Below are 22895 nucleotides of genomic sequence, written 5' to 3' on the forward strand. Positions count from 1 at the left end.
ATCTCCGCTCGATTGTATCATATGAGAACCATAAGTTCATCTAATGGTTGCATTATCCTGCCCGTTGGCTAATGCCGGCTGCCAGTCTACAACTTTATTTTTCAGTCTAACACTTTATTTTCACAGAACAGCGGTAACACGGCTCTCTGGCAGTCGCCTTAATTAAAGGCGGCTTACAAGGTGGGCTTTAAGAGGAAATACTTCTGCATAAATGCTTGTATTAATGTCGGTGTACATATTTTTCATAGATTAAGGTAATGATAGAAAAAAAATTATGGGAGTGAGCATGAGATGTTTAAAGACTGGGTGTACAATATACCTTCTTTGAGACACTGGCTAAGTAAGTTGCCTTCCTTACCTTATCCATTAAAAGCATTGTTGATTGTAGTGGTTGGAATTATGCTGTTTCGTCTTGCTGGAAAAAGATCGCTCGCAGAAATGACAGTGGCGAAGCCGTCATAAGAATAGCCATAGGTACGGTACTTATCCAACCCCTTGGTATGAAAAATGAGTGGGAGGCAATTTATGGAGGCACTCTGCTCATTATTGTAGTTATAATCATAACGAAAATGATGCAATACATACCGAAATTTAGGGATCTTATGATCGGCGTCCCTTCCGTAGTTATTAAAGACGGTGAAATGATGCTGAAGGAGATTAAAAAGGCCAAGTTAACCACTGGTGAGGTGGAAGTTAGCCTACGACAAAACAAAGTCGGTAATATAAAAGATGTAGATTTGGCTATTTTCGAATCAAACGGTAAATTATCGACTATTCTAAATAATGAGCAAGCTGCGGCAACAAAGAAGGACATCCAGATGACCCTGGATGTCCTAGCCAACAATGGTTTTCGCATTCCTGAAGAAAAAATTACCGAAGGGAAAACAGCACCATTATTTGAAAGAAGCTTATAAGGAGGCTGAAAAAGTTGATAACATACCAAATCAGTATTGAGTTTGACTCATATTTTTTTCTGCTGACTGGTTATGTAAACAGCTTACTATAAGGTATCCGAGAAATCCAGGCAGGTACGTGTAAAAAAGTTTCCAGATCGATACTAGCATACTTCGTCAGAATTATCTTAACGCAAGAATTTATTATAATAGTGCTGATCGCCAGCTTTCTGTATCCCATGAAAAATCTGATTGGCCTTTTAACACGTTTAGCCTTGTTCGGAATGATGGCCTACACTCTGTTTTCAGGCTCTATTCCGAATTGGGGGGATAAATTATTGCAATGGTCATATTGTCCTTGCCTATCCTCATAAATTTGTTGGTTAGATTCCTGAAAATGAAAATAATAAAGGCTTAAACCGTCCTTTCAACAGGACATTTTTTTTTCAACACATAACAAACTAAATGTCTGCTTTAAATACTCTCTTATATCAAATTTCAACTTACAAAAATCACTTATATTATTATTCAACTGTATATCAATCTTCTCATTTATTCTAAGTCCAGCTGATCGACTCAACAGCTGCCGTTAGATCTACAATGCCAGGGGTCGTGTAGATCATTGTCATCTAAATCCCATCTTCCTTGTAGTGTCCCATTAATATGGTCACTTGCTGTAAATCATTCCCGCACTAATTAAATAATGGCCAAACGTGTGTCTTAGCGCATGCAAAGTTAGATGTTCAATCCGCGTTCTATTCCGGTAATTCTCCACAATATGCTGTGCACCGCGATCGGACAATTTCTTCGATCGCTGAGAAACAAAGAAATAAGGACAAATTCATATTCTATGACCATTTCGAAGCGCAGTTCAGAAATTTTAGAAAACAGGCAACTAGGTGCTTGATGCTATAGAAATTTTTAAATTTTGCATATTGTCAGCAGAAAATAATGTTTTAGACTGTCGGTGCTTCATTAAATTAACGCACAGAATACCACGGAAATTAAACGTGAAAATTGAGAAGGTATAGAAAAATAAATTGAGACAGTAAATGATTAATAAACGAATCCATCAGGGGACTAACGTAAGATGAGTGTGCGGGCGTTCAGCGAATAACCGCTAGAGGGATGACGGCGCAGCATCGACTTCAAACTTACGATCATGGCCAGTAGGACAACGGACGCTGCTCGGCTAGTCGACTTTCGGACGCTCATGTTCAGTATCCGGCATGTTGAACCTTCGCCGCCATTATATGATGAAGACTTTGACAACGAATAACGGACTATATAATGGAATGCGTGGTTACTGGGTATATTAAGCCTGTATGACATTAGGAGGTCGATATCATAAAAGAACAGAAGAGGCAACAAGCGATAGTAGAAGGCGGACGTAACGAAGGGATGCATGGTCGTGGAATCAAATAAATATCAAAATATCCGAGATCAAATTAAAAATGGAGATTTTCTAATTTGTAGTGGTAACGGACCAATGAGTGAATTAATAAAAAAAGTAACCAATTCTCCTTATAGTCACGTTGCTTTTATTATGTGGTTCCACGATCGCCTTATGGTTCTAGAGAGTGTTGAAACAATCGGCGTGCGCATGGTGCCGTTATCATCCTATGTACAAAATTATAACAATACAAATAAACCTTATGATGGGGATGTATTTATCGGTAGACATAATACTCTTTCTCATCTATTGCTTAGTCAAAATACAGAAAAAACTACTACGTTACGTATAATGCAACGCGCCCTAGATTTACTGGGAAAAAAATATGGAACAAAAGATTTAGCGAAGATTGCATTAAGACTTACTGTTGGTTTAGGTAGACGAGAAGATGACGATGAATACATCTGTTCTGAATATGTCGCAGAGTGCCTTAGCCCTGGAGGAATATCTTTTACAAACATTGGAGGGTTTATTGTTCCGAAGCATATAGCGGAGGATCCAATGGTAAATGTGTGGAGTAGAATCAGCGTACGTTAAATATTCCTCCTTAATTTAGGCTTTGTCCAGGAATAATAACATCTTCAATGGGTACCATATGGAAAAACCGAACTTATGAATTGGAGTCGTGACCATGATGGTAATCATTGGCGTATTGTTGAGCAGACCCTAGATATTGGGCTGTGTTATTTTTTGTTTTTTTAAGTTCCCTTTCTTGCTGTCGCTGGCTACTTTTGATTTCGCTCCGTCAGTCAGCAGCATTTCATAACACAATTTTGCCAGCGCCAGTGCTGCATTCGTACCTACAGCAGACGGAGTATATCCTTCGCTTGATCCCATTGGCTCTGCCAAAATGTACGCAAAGATCCCGAACTGCTTCCCTACTGCCAAAAATGCGATTCACGCGGCGGGCTGGAAGCGGTTCGGTTGAATGAACCTTATGTATACCTGTGTCATTTCAATATTATTGATATCGCCATTCCCATCACCATTGATGGGAAATACATTGGAGCCGTGATGGCAGGGCAAGTTAAACTTGCAGATCCGGACAAAGGCACCCATCTGGAACAGATCGTCTCTTCCAAAAATGTGCCCATGCATGAAGCGAAGCTGCAGGAACTGCAGGACGATTATGAACAGCTGCCTGTCATGACCTATGAAGAGATTGTAAAAATCTCCAACATGCTGTCCCCGCTGTGCAACTATATTGTAGAGGAAGCTCTCAATAAAAACTTGCTGGTGGAGATGTTCGAGAAGGCTTCCGGCTCCCAGGAATCCGTTAATCTATCCACGATTTTGCCTGGGTACTCCATTCGCAATATTGAATCCATCAAAAAGGAAATGACCAATGCGATTGCGGATGCCTATCTCAAAAACTGCCCAAGCGATAATGCATGTACCAGCCCTGCGTTACAGCCTGCTTTTGAATATATTCACAGTCACAAGAGTGAGCAGGTGACATTGAAACACATGGCAGATCTATGCCACCTTAGTCCAAGCTATTTCAGCAGACTATCTGCCAAGGAAACCGGGGAGAATTTCACAACCTATCTGGCCAAGCTCAAAATCAAGTGGGCCAAGCAATTGCTGGAGGTTACCGACATGCCGATCTCACAGATCAGTGATGAGCTGGGTTTTAACGAATCAGGGTACTTTATCAAAATTTTCAAAAAATTCGAAGAGATCACGCCTGCCCTATATCGCAAATACATTCAAGAGCAATCTGTCACCTAGTCTGACTATTTCATCTGTTCCTGAACCCAGATCGCAGAACCGGCCAGCATCTCCATCAATCCGTTAAAGTGAGGCGCTACCTCCTGAAATGGATAATCTCCTGCATAGTCGTGGATAAGCATCAGAACTTTACCCGAATTCCGTTCCAGAACAGCAATGCTTCCTTCTCCAAAACCGCCAATCGGGAACGGATTCAGGTCTTCAGGCAGGTCGTACTCTTTCTTATACTCATGATACGCTTCCAAAAATGCAGGGTATGCCCAGTCCAATTCCTGTACGGAATAGAGCGCAGGATCACCGAAGTGGCAGGCACCGTAGTACAGCAAAAGGTCCCGGTACGACTCGGGAAGAATAACGTTGTGCTTTTTCTCAAAATCAACGATCGCCTGCTCCGATTCCCGCGTACAGCTCTTCCCCATTACGGTCTGATATGCCTGATTCAAAAGAGCCCGAATTGGTTCTAATGCCGCTGATTCCATGAAACATCCTCCTTTTATAGGTGAGATAAAGCCTGCCATCATTGTACCGATGTAAAATATTATTGATTAGGCCCTCGATCTAACGAATTCGAGTTCGTCCCTCACTGTTAATAACAATACAACCCCGATAGAGTTTTATGAAATAGAATTTTTTAGCCCCTGGTTGTCATTATCTCCAGCAAGCGACGTAATGCGGCCGATAGATGTTCACTTTGGGCATGTACAAGTCCCACTTCCAACCTGCAGTATGGCTCTGGCAAAGATATCACTAAAACCTCTCCTCTTAATTCGGCTTGAACAGCCGAAGATCGCGGGAGTAAAGATACCCCTATTCCGGCAGATACACCACTTAGGATCGTGTTCAGTGTACCAAATTCCATTACATTGAGCGTATGGACACCACGGCTATGTAGAAAAGCTTCAGTTTGAATTCTGTGTGTACACCCGATCTCAAAGAACAACATCGGTTTACCTAATACTTCGGGCATCTGATGCAAGCCGGGTTCCGCAATCAGAACCAGTTCTTCATCAAACACCTTGATTCAAGGATTCCATTGAAGTAATCGGAACATTCATTAGCAAAAACCGGTTCATTCTCTATTAACATACCAAATTCATGGTTCTTATAGAAACCATTAAACGTAAAGTTAGCAGATCTGGTAATAACCGAAGTCCCATCGAATATATATAGCTTTGAGTGTAGGTCCTGCAGCGCATATATGTTGGCACCAGCACTTAACAATCTATCTAAGCCATCAATGTTGCTTGCGCCTTGTATAAAATCCTCCCGATAGAAGCGGGTTATGATGTTGCACTCAAGCTCCTCATCGCTTTCTAAAACCGCAGAGAGACTTATGGCCGTGTTTCTCCCTATGAAAGGAGAAATAATGTTGATTTGCGTTGTACAGTTGTCTAGAAGCCTTAAATCTTCCCTGTTAGGCTTTGTCCTCTTTTAAGTTCATTGTTGGGAATCAAATTCAAACGCAAATCTGATGATATCACCCTTGGTATCAATTTCCTTGCATTCTTCGGTACTCGATCGGAGAGAGACCATTGCGCTTTTTGAACGTTTTACTGAACTGGTATACGTCAGAATAGCCACAGGCTCTCGCGATATCTGTGACGGAATCACTTGTGAACAGGAGCCGGCAAACCGGCAAACGGCATGCTCATTGCGAAGATGATTCAGGTACTCCTTGGGACTGCACCCGTACCGGGATCCAAAGGTTCTGCGTAAATAAACAGGTGAGAAACCCGTCTGCTCCGCCAATTCGGTAATCCGCAACTCGGTAGCAAATGCCGTATCTAACTTCTCCTTGAATTTACGAAGAGCCTCTACTATTCCGTCCCCATCGTTGTGCCTCCCTCCTGCTTCCGCTGCCTCGTGTACCTCTTGTACCAAACGATACCAGACTGACTTTACTCTGGTCTCTCGCACAAGATCTCCAGGTACCCATTCCCTTTCCGCTTCCCGGAATTGTTCCCCAATCCGGCCCGCACGCTCACTCTGTAGAGGCATAAGAAATGGAAGCCGCAGCCGCTCAATCGACTTTGGCGTATCCCATTCGTTCTCATTTTTTATGAGCGAAGCGCAATCAAACAGTATCATCGTCATTCGGAGTGGATGTGCATCAGACGATTTCATGTAAAGAGGCAGTCCAGGCCATAGGTATACCAATGTTCCCCCGCTAACCTCTAGATCACTCTCCTCACAACGAAAGGTTCCCTTCCCACTGTAAATGTAATAAAAGGTATGTCCTGATACCGTCTGTCGTATATCTTCCCAGCCTGGCAAGGGCGGCTTAGCGATTACCCAATGGATATGCACTACCATATTTCCCAAGGCGTAGTCCATATAAATTCCTCCTTTCCTTAATAGTATCATTTATGACAAATGATGAAGATTGTTTTTGCCATTGTCGCTGGCTTGGTACCAATGCTACACTCCCAACATACAGGCCATCCATGATGTTCTATTGCAAAAATATACTGGAGATGATGAATATGATTCGAACGTTTCAGCAGCATCGACTTAGGGAATCCCAACAGCTTGATGGATTATGGGATTTCGTTTTTGACAAGAATAATGTTGGATTATCTGAAGAGTGGAATACGAATTTCCCTTCCAATTATGATCGTGTGCCTGTGCCAGGTTGTTGGAATAACGAGCTCGGCAAATACGAATACGAAGGTGTTGCGTGGTACCGGACATGGGTAACCCTTGACAATCCCAGCCATCTACGTCTACTGTTCCACGCTGTCATGGGACATGCCGATGTATATTGGAATGGACAGCATTTAGGGTACCATTATGGTGGATTCACTCCTTTTGACTTTACTATTCAGGATGTTACCTCTGGTGTACACGAACTCATTGTCCGCACAGACAGCACTCTGGGGACCAATACGTTACCCTATCATATTGTAGACTGGTTTCATTACGGTGGAATCATCCGGCCCGTTGAGGTTCAACTTTTGCCTGATGTCTGGATTGAGGGGATGCGCATCACCTATGAAATGACTGGAGATTCCAGTGCAGATGTCCGAATCCTACTTAAGCTCTGCTCGATGTCGGATAAACCCGTCGAAGTACCTGTCTCTCTCTATCGAAACAATGAGATGTTTCAAAGTGATAGCGCTTACCTTTCTGCTAAGGGTAGCACGGAACTTGTGCTCGAACAAGCTTGGTCAGACCTCCAACGATGGGACACGGACGATCCTGCCCTATACATGATCAGAGCAGTCGTGGGTCAAGACGACCGGACAGATCGCATCGGGTTCCGTACCGTGGAGACGCGGGACAAGAAGATTTTACTGAACGGCAAGGAGCTTTATCTGCAAGGAGTTAATCGTCACGAAGAGCACCCGGAATGGGGCTTCGCTTTTCCCAACAAATTGATGACCAAGGAGCTTGGTATTATCCGCCAGATGGGATGCAACACGATACGCGGGTCACATTATCCTCAGAGTGAGTACTGGATCGACCTGCTTGATGAGCAAGGTATCCTCTTCTGGAGTGAAATTCCGATTTGGGGCGCTGCTTTTCCCGCTGAGGAGACAGATGATCCCCTCTTCGTGGAACGAGCATTGACCATGATGGATGAGATGATCGAGCGAGATTTTCACCATCCTTCAATCCTGTTCTGGTCTGTACACAACGAGATTGATACACGCTCTCAGCAGGCTTATGATCTATCTGTCAAAATGACCGAGCTCGTTCGAAGCAAGGATCAATCCAGACTGGTCGCTTTTGCCACGATGCACCCTATGACAGACATCTGTCTTGGACTATTCGATGTCATCGGGATTAACTATTATGGCGGATGGTACTTCGGACATGTCGAGTTTGAGGAGATGCTAGAAGCCTTTCATGAGCGTTGCAATGAGTATGGAGCCGAGTATACCCCGGTGCTCATGACCGAATTTGGTGGAGCTGGTGTATATGGAGATTCTGGCTGGGAACCGCGCTTATTCAGCGAGGATTATCAAGCTGATTTGCTCGGCAAGTCGCTGAAGCTCTTCCGAAGCGACCCGAAGATTAGTGGCACTTACGTTTGGCAATTTGCAGATACACGGGGCCAACTTCTGAGCCATCAACCGCACTTCAGAGACCGGGCACGCTCCTTCAATAACAAGGGGCTGGTTAACGAATATCGCAAACCCAAGCTTGCCTATCGTGTGGTGAAGGGTATTTACACCGACCACAGTGATCCGTATGACTGGGGTTCTACACTGAAATGAGTTTGTAGAGATTCTATAAGCTTTTTTTGAACTCGCACTAATTAGGGGGTACTTTTGGAACACGTACTTATATGGTCATAGGCTATCCTTTTGAGGATAGCCTCAAAATATAAAGCCGTTTTATAAACCGTCATCCCAATGGTAATGGCAAAGCCGGCGAAATTCCAATCTTCATGTCGGCAGGCGAGTTAGCTTTTGCGGGTGCCTTCGGAACCCCTGTCGGTTTCTACCAGGAGAATGACACCGTCAAATACGGCCCGATTATAGTTTAAGCCCGTTAGCTTAATAGCTTGTATCTTTACCATTATGAAAGCTTATTCATCATGCTTCATGGAGATTAAGCTCATAAGTCTGTTCAATGTGACGTTTACCCCAAGATTCGTTTTCTTGTTCGGAAATCTTCTGAAAACCTGCTTTCACATACATGCCAATAGCCGTTTTCTGGTCCTCTGTCGTTTCCAGAAAAATGAACTGGTAACCTCTTTCTTTGCAGTAACTGATCGCCTCATGTAAAAGCTTTTTCCCGAGTCCCATTCCTCTGGCATCCGGATGCAGCATAAACCACCTTAACTGCGCTTTTTCATTAGAATGGCTGATGATAGCTATGCTGCCAATTATTTCGCCATTGGCTTCCGCTAGCCAGAAACGGTCCTTGTCCGAGCTGTAGGTTTGAAGCAAGTCGTAAAACGTCTTGCAGACATATCCTTCAAAAAAAAGATTATAACCGCACTCCTTTGCATAGATCCATCCGTGCATATGAATGAGCATTCCTACGTCTCCTGGTTTCAATTCAGTCCGGATGCTTACGCTCCGCTCTGTAGGATTGTCCGATAGCTCTCTTTCAATGTTAGTCATGCTTCTGGCAATGCTTACTTGGCTTTGATACGGCAATCCGATGATCATATTGCGAATCTGATTATCGGACAAGGTATTCATTTTTGACAACGTCTCCTCACCGAGACTCGACAAGTACAGAAAAAAAGATCTGCCATCCTTCTCGGATTGGACCCGGTAGATTACGCCCAGCTTTTCGAACCGTTTGAGAATCCGGCTTAAATAGCCCGCGTCGATACTTAGAAGGTCGATGAGCATTCTGGCCGTGCAATGCTCCGTGTTGCCGATTTCGTAAAGAACTCGGGCTTCCGAAAGTGAAAAATTGCTATCCAGAAGGTGCTTATCAAGCAACCCGAGCACCTTCGTGTAGAATCGGTTAAATTTGCGAATAGTCGGGATTAAGGACATTTCCGAACCCATTTGTAAGCCTCCTAAATTAACTGAACTACATTAATCCTTATACTTTAATTGACTAATATCAACTAAGTAAAAAATATAATGATTTTAATTGACTTTGTCAACTATATTAGCAACAACAGTTGGAATTATCCTGTCCGTTAGCTTAATGAGGCTACGATAGTCCAACACTTTATTTTCTTTGGACAACAACCAGCCGCCGGAGCTTACCGACAGCTGGTTGCTTATATACAAAGTTTCTAATTATTAATGAAAAAATTCCCGAAAGATTTTTAAGTATATCAGCAAACAGACATGCCTGTATTAACAGCAGCACAGAAGTTTATCGATATAATAAAGGTTTAGTTTATATAAGTAGTACGAAAAAACTCAAAGGTTTGATCTTATGCTTTACCCATAACGAACTTCATTTGATTAGCAAAAAAGGCGTTCCCTTCAGCTGAATATTAAACTATAACACGAAACCTTTCTCTAACTAAGGTTAGAATTTATTATTTTTCATTAATGTGCGCTCACAAGCCATAATCCTATGGCTTGTGAGCATTAAATTAAATACACTCTTATCTCCCATCCAAATAAAAATTGATTCAGTTTCGTTTTACAAGTACCTGCCCTTCTCCTTTGCCATTTCGAATGACAAGCTATCTGACTATTCGGTTTGCTCGGAGGACTACAGGACTCACGGGTATTCTGTATTAACAAGAGTCAGTTGTTGGTTTTCTTCTTTACCTGAACAGGCACATTAAAATCATCGACATTAATATGTCCAAACCCGCCTTTGGATTGGTCGACCACCTTTATATAAAGCTCCTCGCCGATATAATCCGACGCATCCCAAATCTTCCGTTGATATTCCTCATAATTGGTTGCTGTCTCTTTAAATAACTCTTTGCCGTCCGACGCCCGAACCAGCGCAACATACAGACGATCTATATCCCGGCCGCCGCTGATAAGGAAGTTGATCTTACCGTTCCCACCAAGGACGAAATTTTGAGATCTTAGCGATCCGGTTAAGCTATCGCCGCCGGCTTGCTCGTTGAAGCCCCACAAATGGTAGCCGCCCGGAATTTTATGCGACGGGTTGAAGTAAATGTTGTCCCAGAAGAACTGGGTATTGGTCACATGGACATTCTGGAAGGCGTCTCCTTCCGTTATCCACCCCGTTAAGTCGCCCGTAGCAAAATCATGGTTAGGCAGCTCTGTAATATCCTTATACACAGAATTATCCCACTTATCGGGTACATAGACCGGAGCAGCCGGTTTACCCGTTAAAGCATTCATATCCCATACTTGCATGGATTTGATATTGATATCGCCATCGGCCCAGACCTGTAAGCCTAAGGAGTCGTATCTGCCTATATAGACACGAGTTGTCAGCTTCTTCTTGTAATTTGCAAAGGCTTCAATGACCGAGCGATCGAGAAAGATATGGAGTTTCAAGTTCTCTCCTTTAAGATCTACATATCCTCCTTGAATGCCGTCCACACGCACATCCGGATCAATGCTGCTCTTGGTTCGATCCACGTTAAATGTCCCGTTCTTCTTGTCGTAGTAAATGAGCGTCTCTTCTTGGCCTTTTTCCGAGCGTCTCACCTTGAGACCAAATTTCTGGGCTTCACGCGGATCAATCTCCATCACAATCTCTAGCATGTCGCCTTTGACATTCTTAATCAATTGATTGGCACTCTCCAAATTTTTGTCCGAAAAATCAACCCACTTTTTCCCTCGAAGACTCTGCAGTTCTTTAATCGGTTCGATATGCAATTTATCATGCTTATCGAGGCTTAGGGAAACCGGCAAAGATAAATTATGAGCCCATCCGGATTGATATTCAGCTTGCGGTGTTCTAACATTTTGCACCATGGAGAATACGACCGTTCTTCCGTCGGGTGTGACCAGACCGCTCTCTGCGGTTAAATAGCCGTCACCTACATCCATTTTGGAGGGTGCCTCCTGATCAGGAATAAATTTAAAGTTATCCCGGTCCCAGGTCCCGATCCAGTAAAAGACCTCAACATCTCTTTGCACATCGTTCGCTGGAGGAACATGCTCCGGCTTTTCATGGGGATTAATCATGAAAATATATTTTTGCTTGCCCGTACTATCCGTGCCTAACGGCAATAACACTGGTAACTCCCATACCGTACCCAACTCCGGATAACGGCTTCTGTCACTAACGTATAAAGGCCCCTTATATTCCCAATTGTACATATCATCGGATACATACACCAAAGCTGTGCCGCTGCTGAAGTCTGGAAGACCAGATGTCACTAACTGATACCACTTGTCCACCTCTTTGTCGTACCATACAAACGGATCGCGGAACTCGTTGTGGATGCCTTTTCCGTTCTGCTCCGTTACCGGTTTAGGATATTTCACCCATTTTTCCAAATAGGGATCGGACAAATCCGCCGGAGTTGCCAACCCTGTTCTTTGGTTCGGCGACAAGGAGTCGTTGCCAGCGGTATAGAACAGAACAGGATTGCCGTTTCGATCATACGCTGCACTGCCTGACCACGTGCCGTCCGGATCTAGGGTGCCCGCTTCGGGCACAAGAGCAGGTCTTACATTTTCCCAGTTCACCATATCGTCACTCACCCAATGCCCCCAGTGGATTTGATGCCAGAATGGACCTTGCGGGTTATGTTGATAAAATAAATGGTATTTGCCGTTATAGTAAATCGGTGCATGTGCTTCATTCATCCAGTTTTGCGGAGGCATCGCGTGGTACTGGGGTCGGTGCTGATCTCCGTCAAACACACTTGGATCCTCATCAATGTCCGCATTCGGAATTTTCGGAATTGAACCTCCATGAAGCGCCTTCACGCCCTCATATCCAGCAAGTATCTCCTGGTTCGTAAGGGCTTTATTATGCAGCTTCACTTCATCTAGGAGTCCGCTGAACATATTGAAGGAGAACACCCCTGCTAACTCTACAGGTTTATTATTTTTCCCGATGATCAGGCTTTCGGTAGATGGTGTGATCGGAACGTTGAGGGGGGTTACTTGGGAAGCCACTTCCTCACCGTTTAGATATAACTTAATTTTTCCATCTTCTTTACTGAAAGTAGCGGCCACATAATTCCACTTGTATTTTTCCAACGGGTGATCCTTTACCCATACCTGAATCCACTGACCGCCAATGCCTACTTGCATCGACCATGTACCGTGCCGATACATACCAAGAGAAAAGCCTTCCGCTTTATCCTGGTCGGATTGGTTTACGATCGCAGACAGCTTGTTTCCGTCTCCCCACTCATAGCTACGCGGTGCAACCCAAGCTTCGATGGTTAACGCGTCGCTTACAGGCACAGTATCGTTTGCATTGACCTCAATATAATTCGAGTATCCATCGAACAATAAGGCGCCGCCTTTTATTCCGCGCGGAGTCCATCTCGGATCCTTCGATGCCATATACCTGGCGTTGTTAAATACATAGTTCACATCGTGCTTAAGATTGTGTACTTTCTCCAACGCCTTCTTTCCTGTGCCTTCATCAAGGTTTAAGTAGAAAATAGTACCCTTACCACTTGCTTGGAAACTATCAACGGCAATGCTGGCTTCATTGGAATGATCGACAACCTTTACATAGAGCTTCTTGTTGTAGTGTTCTTGCACTTTCCATGAGATTTTCTCGTTCGCACTGACATTCCCGGTTTTCATAAGCAATGTATTGCTGTTCGCATCGTAAAGTGCAACATAGGCGTTTTCTGGTTTGAGGATATCCAAAACAGTAAAGTTAATCGTTCCGGTTCCCTGAAGCGTGAAAGTATTAGAAGTGATGGAGCCCTTTCCTTGCAGGGAGGATTTGGCATAGAAGTTCCCTTCTTTGCTCGCATGAGCTTCATCAGTCACTTCAAAAGCATCTCCCTCAACCGTCCAGCCATCGAGATTTCCGGTTTCAAAGCTTGGATTATCGATTTCATAGCGCTTGAAATCTGGCTTGATATCTGTCGCAACAAATCCTTCAGCTGGCTCCGACTCATGGTACATGGAGAATGCGTCCGCAAAAATGACTCCCCAATCCGAGGTTGCATTATCGACGACCTCCACATACAGTTTCTTGCCCAAATATGTGGAAAGATCCGCCTTGTATTGCACCATATTGGCAAGCCGCATGCCCAGCGCGGGATCTGGGAAGCCCACGTCGGCGAATGCGCTATTTCCGTATCGGGCAATAACTTGTCCCGTATCGACTTCCACAATATTTATAAATACCTTGTCTGGGTTCTTCGCACCGCCAAGCCTGAAGCTGATCCAGCCGCTGCCACCCAGCACGAAAGTGCTGGAATGGAGTATACCTGTCGCAGATTCGTCATACTTCCAGCCGTTTAAATGATAAGCTCCTTCCTGGTTATACGGTATTTTTTCCGCCCACCAAGTCGTTTCGTCGGTTACGCTATTCGGACCGAACGCATCGCCTTTGACAACGGTCCATCCCGTCAAATCTCCTGTTTCAAATCCAGGATTCCGGATTTGATAGACTGAATCCGGAACTGACAATCCCATGTCATTCTTAGGAATATTCTTGATTTGATAAATCGTATCCGTAACCGATGATTTCACATCATTCTTAGGAATGTGCGTTTCTCCAGCAACAGTTCTATTTTCGGATGCGACAGAGATTCCCGGAACAACAAGCTGGAGAACCATAGCCCATATAACCATTCCCAATATCCAACATTTTCCTATTTTGACTTTCCTCATTCTCGAGCCTCCTTCGAAACTTGTTATACTTGCGAACATCGATACCTCATTTCGAAATGCTCTCCTTGTACAAAGATGAATAGTCATGAAGAAGGGAGAATATGAATGAAACGTTTCCAAACGGAGGAATGCAAAGTTTCTTGATCATTTGTGCATACCCCATTCGTAAGGAGCGCCTAAACAACCGTCTTACCAAATGGACTGCATATCCCATATATCCAAGGATTTAACAAACGGTTCTCCATCTCCCCAAATCTCGAGTCCCAAAGCATCCATACGGCTCGGATATACCCGGGTTGTCAGGCTTTTCAATCCGTTTGCATAGGCTTCGACCATGGAGCGATCCAAATAAATGTGGAGCTTCAGATTTTCCCCAAGTAGCTCCAACTTTCCGCCTTGAACCCCTCCACACTTTTCTCCCGGGTGCAGCGTCGTTTTCGACCGGTCGACCAAGAGCATCGTTTGATTCCAATCATAATACAGCAGAGTTTCTTCCTCTCCGTCCGGCGTACAACGGACCTTGACTCCGAATTTTTTGGCGCTGCCGGGCTCCAATTCCAATTGAATCTCAAGCATGTCACCATGAACATTCCTAAGCTGCACATTAGTTTCAGCCAATGACTGGTCCCGAAGCGATAGCCGCTTAGGGCCACGCAGCGATTGAAGCTCCTGAATCGGCTCTATTCCCAGACGCCCGTCATCCCTCAAATACACGCTTAACGGCAAGCCTCCGTTATGAGCCCAACCCGACTTATATTCCATCTCAGACGTCCGGTCGCCTTGGGCTATCGTAAAGACGATATTTCTGCCGGTCTTCGGATCAACCATTCCGCTCGGTCCGGTAAAATGGAAATCCCCGACATCAATCAATTGAGGCTTTTCTTGATCGGGGATGAACGAAAGATTTTGCTTGTCAAGTTGTCCGATCCAATAGAACACCTCGACATCTGCTCCTTTTCCCACAGGGCTGACAAGCAGCAGATGTTTGTTCACCCCCAGCTTGTCCCTGCCAAGGGGAAGAAGCACAGGGAGCTCCCAGATGGGTCCAAGGTAAGGAAACTTCTGAATATCCGCTTTAAAAAACGGCCCTTTATACGTCCAATTCAGCATATCTTGTGACGCAAATGCCAGTGCTGCTCCACCTTCAATTCCGGACCCGACCAAAGCGTACCAGCCGTCATCGTCCTTCCATACGAATGGATCTCGGAAATCCCCAAATGCGCCCATTCCCTTCTTCTGCACGATCAACGGCTCTGGATGTTTGACCCACTGAACCAGATCCGGGTTTCCGTCAAGGGTATAAGTGCTTCGGGCAAGCGCTACGCTCTGATTCGGAGAAGCGCTGTCATTACCTGCCGTAAAGAACAAGACAGGAAGTCCGTCAGCATCATAGGTTGCGCTTCCCGACCAGATCCCGTCCGGTGCGAGCTGATCCTTTTCGGGCGCCAGGGCCACGGGTAGATCACGCCAATGCACCAAATCCTGACTTACCCAATGTCCCCAATGGATCTGATGAAAGAACGGCCCCTGCGGGTTATGCTGATAGAACAAATGATATTGCCCGTCAAAATAGATTGGTGCATGGGGTTCGTTCATCCAATGGGCCGGCGGGCTAACATGATATTGCGGTCTGTGCCGATCAAGTAGCAGTGGCGTCCGGTCTAGCTTGATCTCGTCATAGTTTAATTGTGGCCGGATACCTTCATGAAAGGTGTCCAGCACATGACGATAAGAAGCGGCCACTTCTTCCGCGCTCAGCGCCCGATTATAAATCTTGAGTTCATCAATGATACCGCTAAACATGTGAAGGCTGAACACTTCCGCCAGCAGGCTGCTATGGTTATTCTTGCCAATCAGGAGATCTGTTTCCGCCGCCTCAGCCAGACGGGAACCACGAGGCACGGCAGCTGAAGCGATTTCACTGCCGTTTAAATACAGCTTGATTTCCCCTTGGTTCCCATCGAACACAGCATTCACGTATGACCATGCATTCTTGGGCAGTTCATGGCCGTCCGGCGACCAAAGTTCCTTCCAGTCTCCTCCTTCCAGCCCGACTTGGAAGGACCAGGAACCGTGACGGAACATGCCGAGCAGATAACCCTGCTTGCGATCCAGGTTGTAGCGGTTCACGATGGCGGATAATTTGCCATCATCCCCCCATTCATAGGAGCGTGGGGCTACCCATACTCCTATGCTTAACGCTGATCGGTACTCTGGCTCGGTGTTCTGATTTCCCTCATCGAACGAATGCGCAATGTAAGTCGAATAACCATCGAACAGAAGCCCATTTCCAATTACCCCCTGTCTCCACCGTGGAGGGCAAGGTTGAGTAAACTCCGCTTGGTTAAATACGTACTGGATATTATCCTGGACTTGGGATACGCTCTCCAGAGCGCTTGTGCCGGTTCCTTCATTGAAGGCCCAATACATAATCAATCCCCGATTATCGGTTGCATGGCTCATACTTCAACCCTCCTGGATGTCTGCTCCGTTGGACCATTAGGAATATGAATGGAGTTAAGAGCATGCATATAAAACGAGTTCACTACAACTTCCCCTGATTTCGCACTTATCTCAATACGATCCATCGGAGCATCAGGGAATATTTGATCCGTCAGTGCAACCAAGCCCTCATTCGCGTACACTTCAACCGCGTTGCGATCCAGCCAGATATGCAGCTTGATCTTCCCATTCTCCGAAACCATTCTAGCACCGTGCTTGCACGCAAACGATGGATGGAAATCAGTCAGGCCCGATTTCGAGCGGTCGATGAATAGCCATTGGCGCACAGGGTCATAACCGATAATAGTCTCACTTTGCCCAGAGGACTTCATTTTAATATGAACCTCGTCTTCGGAACGAATGTCGATATCCGCTTCAATTTCAAGCAGAACATCATTCGTTTTTTGCGTAAACGGCACCTCTGGCGTAACCTTAACCTCATTCCAGCAGAGCGTTCCTTTCCGCAGTTGCTCTATTTCCCGAACAGGCATTTGGGTCAGAACTACGCCCTCGTCTCGGCTGGTCAATGATAAGACGCGAGGCAGAGTCATTGTGCCTCTCCAGGCCCCAGTAGGCGTTTGGTTAGCATATTTCCAGTTGCTCATCCATCCGATGATCACACGCCGTCCGTCCTGCTCAGCTATATCCGACCAGGTGACCCCCGCATAATTGTCCCGGCCATAATCCAGCCACAGGATATGATCGGCCGGATGGTCATTGATGAACGTATTTCCGTCGAACTCTCCGATAAAGTATTGCGTGCGTGAGCCTTCCGGGCAGTTGGGATTATCTCCGATGCTTATGATAAGTACCCATTTGGAATGTCCGCTGTCATCAACCGGCAATTCAAAGAGATCAGGGCATTCCCAAACTCCGTCATGCGAGCCTTCACTCTTTCCGAATTCGCCTGACAACGACCATTCACGCAAATTGTCGGAACGATAAAACCGAACGTGGTCTCCCGCGACAAGAGCCATAATCCAGGATTCACTTGACGAATGCCAGAACACCTTGGGGTCCCGGAAGTCGACCAGATCATGCTCGTCGAGTATTGGGTTCCCCTCATATTTGTGCCAAGTTCGGCCTTTATCGCTACTATAAGCCAGGCTTTGCCGCTGGCGAGGTTGTCCGGTCTCCGGACAGCTGTCTGCATGAGTGAAGAGTGCGATCAATCCATGGGAACCATCGAACAGTCCGCTGCTATTATTCCAGTCAACCACACAGCAACCAGAGAAAATTGCGCCATGCTCATCCGGGAACAGAGCGATAGGCATATGCTCCCAATGAACCAGGTCTTGGCTTACAGCATGACCCCAGTGCATTGGTCCCCATTGGTTACTATAAGGATGGTGCTGATAAAACAGATGATAGACTCCTTCGTAATAGACTAATCCGTTGGGATCATTCAACCAATGGGAGTGAGGTGAAAAATGAAAACCCGGCCTAAATCTATCATCATCGTGCTGTTTATTTGTCTCGATTATCTGGGTAATTTCATCTGTCGTCGGCATAGATTGAAGAGCCCCTTTCCGTGTGGTTACTAATGCACCGCCGGCATTAGCAAAAGTTAGCATACCGATGATTTGCTGTTTGGTCAGCTGATTCAAAGAAATACCGGCTTTCAGTATCTTATATAACAAGCAGCCCAGAAAAGCGTCGCCGGCTCCTGTCGTATCAGTGACCTCTACTTGAAAACCCGGCACATATCCGTCATGACCCACTAATCGGTAATAACAGCCTTTTTCCGCTAAAGTTACGAAGATCCCGGCGATGCCGAATTGCTGTTGCAACTCTAGCGAGCCTTTTTCCACATCAGTTGTACCCGTTATAAAGTGGAGCTCATCTTCTGATATTTTCAGGATGTCGGCATACTTCATGCCCCAAAGGATATTCCGTTTCGCTTCCTCTTTACTCTCCCATAAAGCAAACCGGATATTCGGATCGAATGAAAGCAGGACTCCTGCCTCTTTAGCCTTCACAACTGCCGCTCTTGTTGCCGTACGGGCCGGCTCATGGGTCATCGACAAAGAACCAAAGTGCAGTGCATGGCAGTTTTCAATCCTATCGAACGGGACATCCTGCGTGCGCAAGTATGTATCCGCTCCTGGTTTCCGGTAGAAGCTGAACGATCGGTCTCCGTTGTCATCCAGATGGACAAATGCCAGCGTTGTATTAGCTTCATCTGTAAACGTAAGCGCAGACACGTCGATGCCGCCGTTCATCAAGGTATCGTGCAGCAAGGAACCGAATTGATCATCCCCTACTTTGCTAATCAATGTCGCTCTAGCTCCTAAACGGGATAGAGCAGCTGCTACGTTAGCCGGAGCCCCTCCAGGATTGCATTCAAACTGTTCGTTGCCTCCCGCTGTACGACCTGATGGCGTAAAGTCTATCAATACTTCCCCAATGGTTATTACATCAAGCACAGTTTTCTCCCCACCTATCGTTTGATTATTTATTTTTTAAATTTGCATTATATCGGTCCAACCCTTTTTGATAGATTTCCATTAATTCGTTTAGCCCCATCTTCTCGAGTGTCTTCACATAGCTGTCCCACTTTTCATCTACCTCGCCATCGACGATGAACTTGCCTCTTTGGGTATTTACATATTTAATAAGTTCTGGCTCGATCCGATTGATTTTATCTAGTTCGTCCGGTTCAAAGAAGATGCTCGGATAGTTTTCCTTTTTCATATATGGAGTGTAATATTTCTCCAAATACTCAGCACGCTTCTGAGCTCGGGGTTCCATATCAACAACTTTTCCGAAGTCATCGAAAGTAATGACGCCCGGATTTCCTGTGCCAGGAGCCACTTTTTGGCGGAATTCACCTGCGGAGACTCCTTGGGGAAGCGGCAGGTTCACCATTTTTCCTTTTTCGTCCTTCTTGAATACGACATCCAACGGACCCCAGTGAATTTGAGCCGCCATGTAAGGGTCATACTGTTGATCGATCCAACGCATCGTCATTGCCGGATAACGGTTCTCTTTTGTAATCACAAAGCTACCTCGTCCCGGACCGCCGCCGTTGTTGCGACCAATCATTTGATCTCCATTTGGGCCTTTAAGCGGGGGGAGCAGAGCATAATCCTTACTACGCTCCGGTCCGACAACTTCTTCAACTTCCCACCAAACGTAGGAGCCGAGCGTTTCATCTAGTGTTTTGCCTTTTGCTAAATACTGAGCGGCATCCTGGGTGAACGATTCAGGGTCAATCAACCCCTGCTTATACCAGTTATCATGAATATATTTTAATGCTTCCTTATATTGAGGTTGCGAAGCGGTAAAGATCACTTTACCTTCGCGGACGATCCGATGTTCCAAATTATCCGGAATACCGAAAGCACCGAATATGCCAGCAATGTCACTACACCACTGCATGTGCATAAAGCTTAATGGGATTTCATCAGCCTTGCCATTGCCGTTCGGGTCCTTCGTTTTAAAGGCAATCAAAGCCTGCGTGTATTCGTCCAGCGTTTGAGGTACTTTTAAACCCAGTTTATCGAGCCAATTTTTATTGATGACGTGAAAGAAGGGGTTGGTATCGAGCTTATTCTCTTCCCACGACGGCAGCCCATAGATGTGACCGTCTGGTGCTGTGATGGCTAGTTTAATGTCAGGCCGACGATCAAGAAGCGCTTTCAAATTAGGCGCATATTGATCAATTAAATTCTCCAGCGGAATAATGGTTCCGTCTTTACCGTAATTGATTAGCTCGTAATCTGTGAATCCGGCTCCGTAAAAGGCATCTGGCAAATCTCCGCTGGCCAACAACAAATTTTTCTTTTCTGCAAAGTCAGTGTCCGGAATGTTTTCCCAATCAATTTTTACGTTTGTTTGTTTTTCCAGCCGCTTAAATATTTCCATTTTCGAGTAATCTGGCGCTAAAGCAGCTTTTGGGGACACCATCTTTAATGTCACCGCTTTTTTAACAATCGGAAGACCGGTTTTATTAAAATTTGCATCCTGATCCGGATTCACCGTCTGATTTTTTGACTCGCCACCGCCTCCCGAACATCCGCTAAGAGCAAACACTCCAGCCAGCATTAGAATTCCAGCCCTTTTGAATAATTTCATCGTACATACCCTCCCTATGTCAGTCCACAAGCTGAGAACTTCCCTTGTCCTTGTTACTTTATTTGTCTAAATGCTGAATTTATGGTTTCTGTTGCACATTCCCCCTTTCAGGCACCCTGGCAATGTTAGCCTTTGATCGAGCCGATCATCACGCCTTTTACAAAGTATTTTTGCAGGAAAGGATACAAAATCAGCAACGGTAGGCTGGATACCATGATGACACCATATTTGATAAGCTCTGTAACGCGCATCTTTGCTGCGTAGGATTCCACATCGATCATCATGCTCGAGTTGGCCTGATTCTGGACAAGAATGTTGCGAAGGACCAGTTGTAATGGATACTTGCTTTCATCGTTTAAGTAAATCAAAGCGTCAAAGAAACCATTCCAGAACCCGACAACATGATACAGTACCATTACGGCTATAACGGACTTAGACAAAGGCAATACAATGCTCCAAAAAAATCTGGTATTGGAACAACCATCAATGGAAGCGGCCTCCCACATTTCATCCGGGATGGTCGACTGAAAAAAAGTCCTTACGATAATGACATTAAACACACCTCCCGCTCCAGGAATAACAAGTGCCCAGATCGTATTCAGCATATGAAGATCTTTGATCAGCAAATAGGTTGGGATCAACCCCCCACTAAAAAACATGGAGATCAGTAAAAACCACATTATCACCGGCTTTCCAGCCAGTCCTTTACGGGCTAACGGGTAAGCTGCACATACGGTCACGGCAACTCCGATTAAGGTTCCTAGACTCGCATATAAAATCGAATTGGCATATCCAATCCATATAGATGAATCGCTGAATATTCGCCCGTATCCATCCAGCGTAAACCCTTTTGGAAAGAACCATACTTCACCTGAGTAGATGAGATTGGGGTCACTGAGTGAAGCAATCAATACAAAATACAGCGGGAATAATACAAGCAACATAACTATGGTCAGCATGACGTAGTTGATGATGTCAAACCATAAGTCTCCTTTACTTTTTCTCTTTAATAATTGATTCATAATGATCTCCCCCTTACCACAGGCTGGTTTCCGTCAATTTTTTTGCGATCCGGTTGACGGTGACTATCAGGATAATATTTACAACCGAATTAAACAGGCCAATTGCTGTAGAAAAGCTGTATTGTGCTTTTTGGATCCCAATTTCATAAACGTAGGTCGGAATAATATTGGAGGTGGCATAATTCAAATCGTTCTGCATAAGGAAAGCCTTTTCAAAACCGATGCCCATAATGTTGCCGAGTGCGAGAATCAATAAGATGACGATCGTCGGCAAAATGTTTGGAATATCCACATGCATTACGCGCTTCCATTTGCTTGCTCCATCCATGATCGCCGCTTCATGCAATTCCGGATTGACCCCTGCCAAAGCTGCAAGGTAAATGATGGTAGCAAAACCTGTCTCTTGCCAAACCCCTGATAATATATACAAAGGACGGAACCACCCTTCGTCGGCCAAAAACATAATGGGGTCCCCTCCAAACCAAGTGATGATGTGATTCACAATTCCGCTGTTTGGAGACAGAAAAACATTAAGCATACCGACGAGCACTACGGTAGAAATAAAGTGTGGTGCATAAATTACAGTTTGTACAATTTTCTTGTATCTCTTGGCCAGCATCTGATTGAGCATAATTGCTATAATAATCGGAGCTGGGAAGCTAAATACAAGCGATAGAACACTGAGTGTAAGCGTATTAGTCATGATCGTCCAGAAGTTATAGGAATCGAAAAAATCAATAAAGTGCTTAAAGCCTACCCACTCGCTTTCCCAGATTCCCCGACTTGGTGAAAAATCCTTAAAAGCAATTTGTATTCCATACATCGGATAGTACTTAAATACGAGATAAATAATAATGATTGGCAGCAAAAACAAATACAGTTCATAATCGCGTTTGATCTGGTTCCATATTTTGCGATTTGGCTTAATCGTGGAGTGATCTAATTCGCTAATTTTTGTATTCACCATTACATTCCCTTTCTTGACATAGGATATTTTCATTTTTGAAACGTTTCCAATTTGATATAAAAAAACGTCAAT

18 protein-coding genes and 2 pseudogenes are annotated in these 22895 nt (G+C 45.0%); 5 read left to right on the top strand and 15 right to left on the bottom strand.

All coding sequences use genetic code 11. The annotated features are described in order from the left end of the window. Positions 1-291: 291 nt before the first annotated feature. Positions 292-462, top strand: coding sequence for a hypothetical protein (locus PPM_RS29425; protein WP_013371274.1), 171 nt, complete (start codon positions 292-294; stop codon positions 460-462). Positions 463-572: 110 nt separating this feature from the next. Continuing rightward, a complete protein-coding gene (locus PPM_RS12655) occupies positions 573-914 on the top strand; it encodes a YetF domain-containing protein (protein ID WP_331458206.1) in 342 nt (113 codons plus the stop codon). Between the two features lie 646 nt (positions 915-1560). On the opposite strand, the gene PPM_RS30630 is transcribed toward PPM_RS12655, so the two are convergent. Continuing rightward, positions 1561-1734: a tyrosine-type recombinase/integrase gene (locus PPM_RS30630; protein WP_080567860.1), complete on the bottom strand. Its 174-nt coding sequence runs from the start codon at positions 1732-1734 to the stop codon at positions 1561-1563. A gap of 239 nt (positions 1735-1973) precedes the next feature. Continuing rightward, on the bottom strand, positions 1974-2108 hold the full coding sequence (locus PPM_RS30400) for a hypothetical protein (RefSeq protein WP_267127951.1): 135 nt from the start codon (positions 2106-2108) through the stop codon (positions 1974-1976). A 196-nt stretch (positions 2109-2304) separates the two neighbouring features. Between PPM_RS30400 and PPM_RS12660 the strand changes: the two genes are divergently transcribed. Beyond that, on the top strand, positions 2305-2883 hold the full coding sequence (locus PPM_RS12660) for a YiiX/YebB-like N1pC/P60 family cysteine hydrolase (protein ID WP_013371277.1): 579 nt from the start codon (positions 2305-2307) through the stop codon (positions 2881-2883). A gap of 129 nt (positions 2884-3012) precedes the next feature. On the opposite strand, the gene PPM_RS30635 is transcribed toward PPM_RS12660, so the two are convergent. Further along, positions 3013-3234 (bottom strand): glycerol dehydrogenase, encoded by a 222-nt coding sequence (locus tag PPM_RS30635; RefSeq protein WP_014599779.1) that lies wholly within the window; start codon positions 3232-3234, stop codon positions 3013-3015. Between PPM_RS30635 and PPM_RS12670 the strand changes: the two genes are divergently transcribed. Beyond that, positions 3217-4077, top strand: coding sequence for a PocR ligand-binding domain-containing protein (locus PPM_RS12670; protein WP_080567861.1), 861 nt, complete (start codon positions 3217-3219; stop codon positions 4075-4077). The genes PPM_RS30635 and PPM_RS12670 overlap by 18 nt on opposite strands. 5 nt (positions 4078-4082) lie before the next feature. Here the strand turns inward: PPM_RS12670 and PPM_RS12675 are convergent, their stop codons facing one another. The 5 genes and pseudogenes from PPM_RS12675 to PPM_RS30510 all read right to left on the bottom strand — a co-directional run. Beyond that, entirely contained in the window at positions 4083-4556 is a 474-nt protein-coding gene (locus PPM_RS12675; RefSeq protein WP_013371280.1) for an SMI1/KNR4 family protein, read from the bottom strand. A gap of 152 nt (positions 4557-4708) precedes the next feature. Further along, a complete protein-coding gene (locus PPM_RS12680; protein WP_025679561.1) occupies positions 4709-5092 on the bottom strand; it encodes a LysR substrate-binding domain-containing protein in 384 nt (127 codons plus the stop codon). Then, positions 5068-5466, bottom strand: a pseudogene (locus PPM_RS28540) (phospholipase D family protein); the annotation flags it as partial. The gene PPM_RS12680 and the pseudogene PPM_RS28540, both read right to left, overlap by 25 nt. Positions 5467-5566: 100 nt before the next feature. Next, entirely contained in the window at positions 5567-5716 is a 150-nt protein-coding gene (locus tag PPM_RS30065; protein WP_228392929.1) for a helix-turn-helix domain-containing protein, read from the bottom strand. Between the two features lie 77 nt (positions 5717-5793). Further along, positions 5794-6441: pseudogene (locus PPM_RS30510) on the bottom strand (AraC family ligand binding domain-containing protein); the annotation flags it as partial. Between the two features lie 119 nt (positions 6442-6560). On the opposite strand from PPM_RS30510, the gene PPM_RS12690 reads away from it, so the two are divergent. Further along, on the top strand, positions 6561-8297 hold the full coding sequence (locus tag PPM_RS12690; protein WP_013371283.1) for a glycoside hydrolase family 2 protein: 1737 nt from the start codon (positions 6561-6563) through the stop codon (positions 8295-8297). A gap of 321 nt (positions 8298-8618) precedes the next feature. On the opposite strand, the gene PPM_RS12695 is transcribed toward PPM_RS12690, so the two are convergent. From PPM_RS12695 to PPM_RS12725, 7 genes are all read right to left on the bottom strand, one after another. After that, positions 8619-9551, bottom strand: coding sequence for a bifunctional helix-turn-helix transcriptional regulator/GNAT family N-acetyltransferase (locus PPM_RS12695; RefSeq protein WP_013371284.1), 933 nt, complete (start codon positions 9549-9551; stop codon positions 8619-8621). Positions 9552-10253: 702 nt separating this feature from the next. Beyond that, complete coding sequence (locus PPM_RS12700) at positions 10254-14255, bottom strand: GH32 C-terminal domain-containing protein (protein WP_013371285.1); 4002 nt, start codon at positions 14253-14255, stop codon at positions 10254-10256. Between the two features lie 189 nt (positions 14256-14444). Further along, positions 14445-16718: a GH32 C-terminal domain-containing protein gene (locus PPM_RS12705; RefSeq protein ID WP_013371286.1), complete on the bottom strand. Its 2274-nt coding sequence runs from the start codon at positions 16716-16718 to the stop codon at positions 14445-14447. Then, entirely contained in the window at positions 16715-19183 is a 2469-nt protein-coding gene (locus PPM_RS28555; protein WP_013371287.1) for a PfkB family carbohydrate kinase, read from the bottom strand. Before PPM_RS28555 ends, PPM_RS12705 begins: the two co-directional genes overlap by 4 nt. 25 nt (positions 19184-19208) lie before the next feature. Then, entirely contained in the window at positions 19209-20834 is a 1626-nt protein-coding gene (locus PPM_RS12715) for an ABC transporter substrate-binding protein (RefSeq protein ID WP_013371288.1), read from the bottom strand. A gap of 125 nt (positions 20835-20959) precedes the next feature. Continuing rightward, a complete protein-coding gene (locus tag PPM_RS12720; protein ID WP_013371289.1) occupies positions 20960-21856 on the bottom strand; it encodes a carbohydrate ABC transporter permease in 897 nt (298 codons plus the stop codon). A gap of 13 nt (positions 21857-21869) precedes the next feature. Beyond that, positions 21870-22823, bottom strand: coding sequence for an ABC transporter permease (locus tag PPM_RS12725; protein ID WP_414056455.1), 954 nt, complete (start codon positions 22821-22823; stop codon positions 21870-21872). Positions 22824-22895: the final 72 nt, after the last annotated feature.

It is taken from the genome of Paenibacillus polymyxa M1, assembly GCF_000237325.1.
Classification (GTDB): Bacteria; Bacillota; Bacilli; order Paenibacillales; family Paenibacillaceae; genus Paenibacillus; species Paenibacillus polymyxa_C.

Bases quoted from the DNA above. Each gene is read 5' to 3' on its own strand.
- PPM_RS12705 (WP_013371286.1), bottom strand. From the start codon at position 16,718: ATGAGCCATGCAACCGATAATCGGGGATTGATTATGTATTGGGCCTTC.
- PPM_RS12690 (WP_013371283.1), top strand. From the start codon at position 6,561: ATGATTCGAACGTTTCAGCAGCATCGACTTAGGGAATCCCAACAGCTT.
- PPM_RS12675 (WP_013371280.1), bottom strand. From the start codon at position 4,556: ATGGAATCAGCGGCATTAGAACCAATTCGGGCTCTTTTGAATCAGGCA.
- PPM_RS29425 (WP_013371274.1), top strand. From the start codon at position 292: ATGTTTAAAGACTGGGTGTACAATATACCTTCTTTGAGACACTGGCTA.
- PPM_RS12715 (WP_013371288.1), bottom strand. From the start codon at position 20,834: ATGAAATTATTCAAAAGGGCTGGAATTCTAATGCTGGCTGGAGTGTTT.
- PPM_RS12725 (WP_414056455.1), bottom strand. From the start codon at position 22,823: ATGGTGAATACAAAAATTAGCGAATTAGATCACTCCACGATTAAGCCA.
- PPM_RS12720 (WP_013371289.1), bottom strand. From the start codon at position 21,856: ATGAATCAATTATTAAAGAGAAAAAGTAAAGGAGACTTATGGTTTGAC.
- PPM_RS30400 (WP_267127951.1), bottom strand. From the start codon at position 2,108: ATGAGCGTCCGAAAGTCGACTAGCCGAGCAGCGTCCGTTGTCCTACTG.
- PPM_RS12700 (WP_013371285.1), bottom strand. From the start codon at position 14,255: ATGAGGAAAGTCAAAATAGGAAAATGTTGGATATTGGGAATGGTTATA.
- PPM_RS12695 (WP_013371284.1), bottom strand. From the start codon at position 9,551: ATGGGTTCGGAAATGTCCTTAATCCCGACTATTCGCAAATTTAACCGA.
- PPM_RS12655 (WP_331458206.1), top strand. From the start codon at position 573: ATGCAATACATACCGAAATTTAGGGATCTTATGATCGGCGTCCCTTCC.